Origin of the sequence: Brachybacterium sp. (genome assembly GCF_052095815.1) — a bacterium.
GTDB lineage: Bacteria > Actinomycetota > Actinomycetes > Actinomycetales > Dermabacteraceae > Brachybacterium.
The window spans coordinates 61,843-68,113 of record NZ_JBQDLF010000009.1 but is presented as its reverse complement, the minus strand read 5'-3'; the positions used below and the strand labels follow the sequence as shown (position 1 = coordinate 68,113).

Annotated in this window: 7 protein-coding genes; 2 read left to right on the top strand and 5 right to left on the bottom strand. The window is 70.1% G+C overall.

Annotation, left to right across the window (positions count from 1 at the left end):
• Window positions 1–63: 63 nt before the first annotated feature.
• The 5 genes from ACTH43_RS05795 to ACTH43_RS05775 form a co-directional block, all read right to left on the bottom strand.
• Window positions 64–1,095, bottom strand: coding sequence for an ABC transporter substrate-binding protein (locus ACTH43_RS05795; protein ID WP_441443977.1), 1,032 nt, complete (start codon window positions 1,093–1,095; stop codon window positions 64–66).
• Between the two features lie 111 nt (window positions 1,096–1,206).
• Window positions 1,207–2,052 carry an ABC transporter permease gene (locus ACTH43_RS05790; RefSeq protein ID WP_441443976.1) on the bottom strand — a complete coding sequence of 282 codons (846 nt, stop codon included), beginning with the start codon at window positions 2,050–2,052 and terminating at the stop codon, window positions 1,207–1,209.
• Complete coding sequence (locus ACTH43_RS05785) at window positions 2,049–2,837, bottom strand: ABC transporter ATP-binding protein (protein ID WP_441443975.1); 789 nt, start codon at window positions 2,835–2,837, stop codon at window positions 2,049–2,051. The genes ACTH43_RS05790 and ACTH43_RS05785 overlap by 4 nt, the downstream gene beginning before the upstream one ends.
• A gap of 181 nt (window positions 2,838–3,018) precedes the next feature.
• Complete coding sequence (gene tadA / locus ACTH43_RS05780; RefSeq protein WP_441443974.1) at window positions 3,019–3,510, bottom strand: tRNA adenosine(34) deaminase TadA; 492 nt, start codon at window positions 3,508–3,510, stop codon at window positions 3,019–3,021.
• 21 nt (window positions 3,511–3,531) lie between these two features.
• On the bottom strand, window positions 3,532–4,089 hold the full coding sequence (locus tag ACTH43_RS05775; RefSeq protein ID WP_441443973.1) for a dihydrofolate reductase family protein: 558 nt from the start codon (window positions 4,087–4,089) through the stop codon (window positions 3,532–3,534).
• 158 nt (window positions 4,090–4,247) lie between these two features.
• On the opposite strand from ACTH43_RS05775, the gene upp reads away from it, so the two are divergent.
• Window positions 4,248–4,886 carry a uracil phosphoribosyltransferase gene (upp, locus tag ACTH43_RS05770; protein ID WP_441443972.1) on the top strand — a complete coding sequence of 213 codons (639 nt, stop codon included), beginning with the start codon at window positions 4,248–4,250 and terminating at the stop codon, window positions 4,884–4,886.
• Window positions 4,887–5,477: 591 nt separating this feature from the next.
• The gene (locus tag ACTH43_RS05765; protein WP_441443971.1) at window positions 5,478–6,239 is read left to right on the top strand and encodes a winged helix-turn-helix domain-containing protein; all 762 of its coding nucleotides are present in this window, start codon (window positions 5,478–5,480) and stop codon (window positions 6,237–6,239) included.
• The last annotated feature ends 32 nt before the right edge of the window (window positions 6,240–6,271 follow it).

The following is a 6,271-nucleotide window of genomic DNA, read 5'->3' as shown; positions in this document are numbered from 1 at the left end:
GTGGCACTGTGGGCTTTCGACCCCCCCAACCCCCCCACTGCGCAACGGTCGACAGCGTCGGGATCAGGCGCTCGCGCCCTCCGCAAAGCTCGCATCGACGATCCCGGCCACGTCGAGCGGCTCGGTGTAGGTGATCTGCTCCGCCTGGATCCACGCCGCCTGCATCGCCTCGAGCTGTTCGGGCTGCGGGGCGAGGTCGGGCAGGTAGGTGTACATCGGCGAGGCCTTGAGCACGTCGATCTCCTGGCCGAGGGTGTCGGCGAGGATCTGGTAGACCTCATCGGTCTGCACGCCGTCCTCCGAGAGCTCCTGGGCACCCTTGGCCAGCGCGGTGAAGAAGCCCTGGGCGAGCTCCGCGCCCACGAAGGTCTCCGAGTAGATCACGCCGGTGCCGGTGGTGCCCTGCTTGGGGACAGCGATCGGGGAGGCCACGCCCGCCTCCTCCATCGAGGTGGAGAAGGGCGCCGAGGGGGTCGCCGCGTCGATCGAGCCGTTGGTGATGGCGGGCTCCTGATCGGGGGTGGAGAGGTTGGAGATCTCCACGTCGGCCAGGGTCAGGCCGCCCTCCTCGAGCATGGCCGCGAGCAGGTAGCCGCCGGTCGCGCCGGGGCCGCCGGCGACGCCGATGGTGCGACCCTTGAGATCCGCGACGGAGGTGACCGAGCCGTCGTCGATGAGCTCCTGGCGGACCTCGAGAGCGGTGGGCGAGTTCTCGGGGTCGCCCGGAGAGATGCCCATCGAGCCGACGACCTTGAAGGCGAGTCCCTGCTCGAGCGCGTTGAACATGCCGGCGCTGACGCCCGCGACCATCACGTCGAGCTGGTTGTTCGAGAGCATCGGAATGCCGTCCTGCCCGGACTTCAGCGGGGTGAGCTCGAGGGTGATGCCCTCCTCCTCGAAGTAGCCCATCGCGTCAGCCACGTACAGCGGGGCGAACAGCGCCGAGGGCAGGTGGCCCACGCGCACGGCGCCGGAGCCGGAGCCGGCCTCGCCGCCGGCAGCGGGATCCTCACCGGTGACGGCGGAGCCGCAGGCGGCCAGGGCCCCTCCCACGGCGGTCGCGGAGGCGAGGGAGAGAAGGGTACGACGACGCATGACGTGCTCCTATGCAGGGGTCTTCGGGTGAGGTCTTCGGGTGGCTCTTCCGGTGAGGTCCTCGGAAGCGCGGGGTCTTCGGGTGTGCGGGATCTTCGGGTGGGGTGCCGCTCAGCGCTCGCGGCGCCAGGGCAGCAGCAGCTTCTCGGAACGACTGAGCACGGTGGTGACGGTCGCGCCGATGACGCCGATGACCACCAGGCCCACGTAGAGCTTCTCGGGGATGAACAGCTGCCAGGAGTTCCAGATCAGGTAGCCGAGCCCGGTGGTGGTCGCGCCCGTGAACTCGACCGCGGTGACCACCACCACGGCGGTGCCGGTGGCGGTCTTCAGCCCGGAGAACACGAAGGGCATCGCGCCGGGCAGGACCACGAAGCGGAACCGGTCGAAGCCCCGCGCGCCATAGGCGGCACCCGCCTCGAGCAGCTTGCGGTCGATCGCCCACACGCCGGAGACGGTGTTGATCTGCATGATGAAGAAGGTGGTGATGAAGACCGCGATGATCTTCGGCGTCTCGGTGGGGCCGAAGATCATCAGCAGGATCGGGAAGATCGCGATCTTCGGCAGCGGGTAGAGGGCCGAGAAGAGCGGGCCGAGCGCGGCGTTCAGCGCGCGTGAAGAGCCCATCAGCAGGCCCACCACGATCCCGGCGAGCGCCCCGAGACCACCGCCCACGAACAGTCGCATCAGGGTGGGGGCGGTGTGCATCCACAGCTCGCCGTCGAGGAGCATCTCGTACCCGGCGGTGACGATCTGCGTGGGCGGCGGGAAGAAGCGCGGGTCGATGACCTGGCCGCGCGCGCTGAGCTCCCACAGCACCAGCAGCAGGATCGGAGTGATGATCGACAGCACCAGATCACGGGTGGCCAGGGTGCGCTCGCGGGCGCGCTGCGCCGTGGCGGCGACCAGGGTGCGCTGCTCTCGATCGCCGCGCACAGGGGTATCGGTGGCGCTCATGCGGTCTCCTCGGCGGTGCGCGCATCCTCGCGCAGCAGGTTCCAGATGCGGGAGCGCAGCTCGCTGAACTCGGGGCTGCGCTCGATGTCGAAGGAGCGGGGGCGATCGAAGGGGACGGTGATGTCCTCGCGCAGGGTGCCGGGACGGCCGGACATCACGATCACGCGGTCGGAGAGGATGATCGCCTCATCGATGTCATGCGTGACCATCAGGACCGTCTTGCGCTCCTGCTCCCACAGGGCGATGAGCTCCTCCTGCATGAGCATGCGGGTCTGGGCGTCGAGCGCACCGAGCGGCTCATCCATCAGCAGCAGCGGGGAGCCGGTGGCGAAGGCCCTGGCGATCGCGACGCGCTGGCGCATGCCACCGGAGAGCTGGTGGGGGTAGGCGTCGGCGAAGTCGTCCAGCCGCACCCTGCTGAGCCAGTCGCGGGCGATGCCGGTGCGCTCCGCCTTGCCGATCCCGCTCATCCGCAGGCCGAATCCGATGTTGTCCAGCACCGTCATCCAGGGGAAGACGCCGTGCTCCTGGAACACGAACGCCGCAGGGATCCGCTGCCCTTCATCGGGCATCGTCACCGTGCCCACGGTGCGCTCCTCGAGCCCGCCGAGGATCCGCAGGAAGGTGGACTTCCCGCAGCCGGAGGGGCCGACGATGCAGGTGAAGGACCCCGGGTCGAGGGTCAGCGAGAAGTCCTCGAGGGCCCACACCGGATCCTGCCCGGAGAAGAAGACCTTCGAGACGTCCTCGGCGACCACGGCCGATGACGGCAAGCGTGCATTCATGACTGCTCCTCGACCTGCTCGATATCGGCGCCAGTGTAGTAGCGGCGTTCGAATGGCGAGATTCCAAGCCCACAGGCTGGACAGATCGTCCGAGCTCCTGTGGCACGATCGAACAGCCCGCCTCGACCGACGGCGACGTCGCGGAGCTGAAAGTCACCAGGAAGCGATCCGGTCCTCCAGATCAGACGATCGGATCAGGCTGTCCTCCCGCGGCCCGCTTCCGCCGCGCCCGGAAGAAGTCCCGCAGCAGGTCCCCGCATTCCTGGCCGCGCACCCCGGTGGTGAGCTCGACCCGATGGTTCAGCCGAGGCTCGCGCACCAGGTCATAGAGGGACCCGGCCGCGCCCGCCTTGGGATCCATGGCGCCGACCACCACTCGGTGCGTCCGGGCCAGCACGATCGCCCCGGCGCACATGGTGCACGGCTCGAGGGTGACCACGAGCGTGCAGCCGGTGAGGTTCCAGCGGCCGGTCACTTCTGCCGCGCGGCGCAGCGCGAGGATCTCGGCGTGGGCGGTGGGGTCCTCGTCGGCCTCGCGGCGGTTGCCGGCGGTGGCGAGCACCTCGCCGTCGGGGCCGACGACGACGGCGCCGATCGGGACGTCGGCCGGTTCGCGGTCGGCGGCCGCTCGGGCCTCGTCGATCGCTAGGCCCATCAGCTCGTCATCGGTCATGGGTCCATTGTCGCGCGCGCCTCAGGGACGCTCGCCCACCACCCGGTAGCGGGCCTCGAGGAAGGCTCCGTTGGTGCCGTGCTCGAGCAGCTCCAGGTCGAACGCGCCGTCCAGCAGCGGCTTCCCGGATCCGAGAGTCACCGGCGCGATCGAGACCAGCACCTCGTCGAGCAGCCCGGTCCGCGCGAACTCGGCGGCCAGAGAACCTCCCCCGACGATCCACACGGCGCCGTCCCCGGCGGCGGCCGCGATCCGCTCATGGTGTGACTGCGGGCTGCCCGAGACGATGCGGACCGTCTCCGCGGCGGGCTCGAGGTCGCGATGGGAGAAGACGAAGGTCGGCTTGTCGTACGGCCAGCCGTCGGTGTCCGCGAACTGCTCGGCGGGGTGGTCCAGGATCCACTGATAAGTGCTCCGCCCCATCACCAGCGCGCCCACCCGGGCGTAGAAGGTGTCGTAGTCCAGCAGGCTCCCCTGCTCGAGGGGCTGGGAGAGCAGCCAGTCGAGTCCGTCGTGCTCATCGGCGAGGAATCCGTCGAGGGTGACCGCGGTGTAGTAGAGGTGCTCGGGTCGGGTCATGGGGACGAGTATCCCTGCCCGGCGCTCCCGGGGGCTGGCCGTCGTCCGGGTTCTCGACCTCGTGGTTCCGCACCAGTTCGTCACGAGGAGGCCTGGCTCACCCCTCTCGCGGGGGCGGAACGCGCATGCGCGCCGCGGCGCTCCGGTAGATTCGCCTCATGCGCGTTCTCGAGATCGACCATCCGCTCGTCGCCCACAAGCTGTCGGTGCTGCGCAATCGCGCCACCCACTCCTCCGTGTTCCGGCAGCTCGCCGATGAGCTGGTGACCCTGCTCGCCTATGAGGCGACCCGGAACGTCGCCGTCGCCCCGGTGCAGATCGAGACCCCGGTGACCACGATGACCGGCACCCGGCTCACCAACCCCAAGCCGATGGTGGTGCCGATCCTGCGCGCCGGCCTCGGCATGCTCGACGGCCTCACCCGCCTGCTCCCCACCGCCGAGGTGGGCTTCCTCGGCATGCTGCGCAACGACGAGACCCTCGAGGTCACCACGTACGCGAACCGTCTGCCCGACGACCTCACCGGGCGCCAGTGCTTCGTGCTGGACCCGATGCTCGCCACCGGCCATACCCTCATCGCCACCTGCGAGTACCTTCACGAGCGCGGCGCCCGCGACATCACCTGCGTGACCCTGCTGGCCGCCCCCGAAGGGCTCAAGGCGATGGAGGAGCAGATCGATCCCTCGATCGACCTCACCATCGTCACCGCCGCCATCGATGAGAAGCTCGACGAGAAGGGCTACATCGTGCCGGGCCTCGGCGATGCGGGAGACCGCCTCTTCGGCGTCGTCGACTGACCTCACCGCCCCGCAGCACGTCGCACGATCTGCGCGCCCCCGCCCTCCGGTGGGGGCGCGCAGTGCGTCGGGGCGTTCCGGCGCCCGAGCATGCAGGGGACGCCTGCGCAGCACCTCTCCCACTATGGGCCTGTTTGCCCACGGACGCCCCCGCGCGTCGCGCGCTTCCGTGGCCACCGGTGGCGGCAGGTGACGTCGCATGACGGCAGGTGACGGCGGGTGACGCCGTGTGACGTCCCGCGGCGACGCCGTTCCACACTGTGAACACCCTCTTGCTCTCCGGGGTGGGGCGGGGCATGCTCCTCCTATGACCTCGATCGCCGCATTCCGCGAGACCACCCACCGGGTGGTCAGCTCCGCGATGCGCTCGATGATGTTCATGATGATGATGCCGATGATGCATCGTCAGCCGAGCCTCTAGAGCTCAAGACACCTCCAGGGTCGGCTGACAGGAGCCGGCCGGAAGGCGCGGGCTCCAGGTGCTACCGGGAGCACACCCCCTGAACGATCCGCCTGAGGGCGTCGATCTCCAGGGATCCCGGGTCCACCAGCCGCCGCGCTCACCGCGCCGCACCTCGGAGAACTCGCATCATGACCATCACCCTGGATCGCCCCACTCACCACACCGACCTCCGCTTCGCCGCCCCGCGCCCCCTGTACCGGGTCGGTGGCACCGCCCCGCGCCCCAGGGCCGCGGAGGATGCGGTCACCATCACCGTGTCCGTCACCCTGCCCGCAGGCACCGGCGACGTCGAGACCGCCCTGATCGCCGATGAGCTGCGCACCCGGGCTCAGCGCCTGGTCGCAGCCCGCGACGGTCGCACCACCGTCGCGGTGAACAGCCCGAACTCCTTCGCCGCTGCGGGCCGTACGGGCTCCCGCGCGCTGCCGCCCCGCAGCCAGGGGGTCGCCGCGGTCAGCCCGCTGCGTCCGCGCCGCACGGGCATCGTCTCGCCGAACGCTCCCGCCCGCCGGGATGCCGAGGCGGTGCGTCGGCGCACCCTGCAGGCCACCGCGGTCAGCCCGTCGAGCCCCTCGGCCGCGCCGGAGGACAGCCTGGTGATCGACCTGTTCGGGCGCCGGGTGCGGATCGACGGCCACGACGTGGACTTCACGTACAAGGAGTTCGAGCTGCTGGCCCAGCTCGCGCAGAACGCCCGCCGCACCATCTCCCGCACGGAGCTCATGGAGACGGTCTGGGTCGATGCCCCCGAGGAGACCGGCGAGCGCACGGTCGACGTGCATGTACGTCGGGTGCGCACCAAGCTCGGCCGCTACCGTCGCCTGATCTCGACGGTCCGCGGAGCCGGCTACCGGCTCGATCCGGGCAGCGACGTCGCGATCCTCGGCTGAGCGACGTATTGCGAGCTTGCGAGCGATAGGAG

Excerpts from the sequence above, each read along its gene's own strand:
- ACTH43_RS05765 (WP_441443971.1), top strand. The coding sequence starts at position 5,478 with ATGACCATCACCCTGGATCGCCCCACTCACCACACCGACCTCCGCTTC.
- tadA (WP_441443974.1), bottom strand. The coding sequence starts at position 3,510 with ATGACCGATGACGAGCTGATGGGCCTAGCGATCGACGAGGCCCGAGCG.
- ACTH43_RS05785 (WP_441443975.1), bottom strand. The coding sequence starts at position 2,837 with ATGAATGCACGCTTGCCGTCATCGGCCGTGGTCGCCGAGGACGTCTCG.
- ACTH43_RS05795 (WP_441443977.1), bottom strand. The coding sequence starts at position 1,095 with ATGCGTCGTCGTACCCTTCTCTCCCTCGCCTCCGCGACCGCCGTGGGA.
- ACTH43_RS05775 (WP_441443973.1), bottom strand. The coding sequence starts at position 4,089 with ATGACCCGACCCGAGCACCTCTACTACACCGCGGTCACCCTCGACGGA.
- ACTH43_RS05790 (WP_441443976.1), bottom strand. The coding sequence starts at position 2,052 with ATGAGCGCCACCGATACCCCTGTGCGCGGCGATCGAGAGCAGCGCACC.
- upp (WP_441443972.1), top strand. The coding sequence starts at position 4,248 with ATGCGCGTTCTCGAGATCGACCATCCGCTCGTCGCCCACAAGCTGTCG.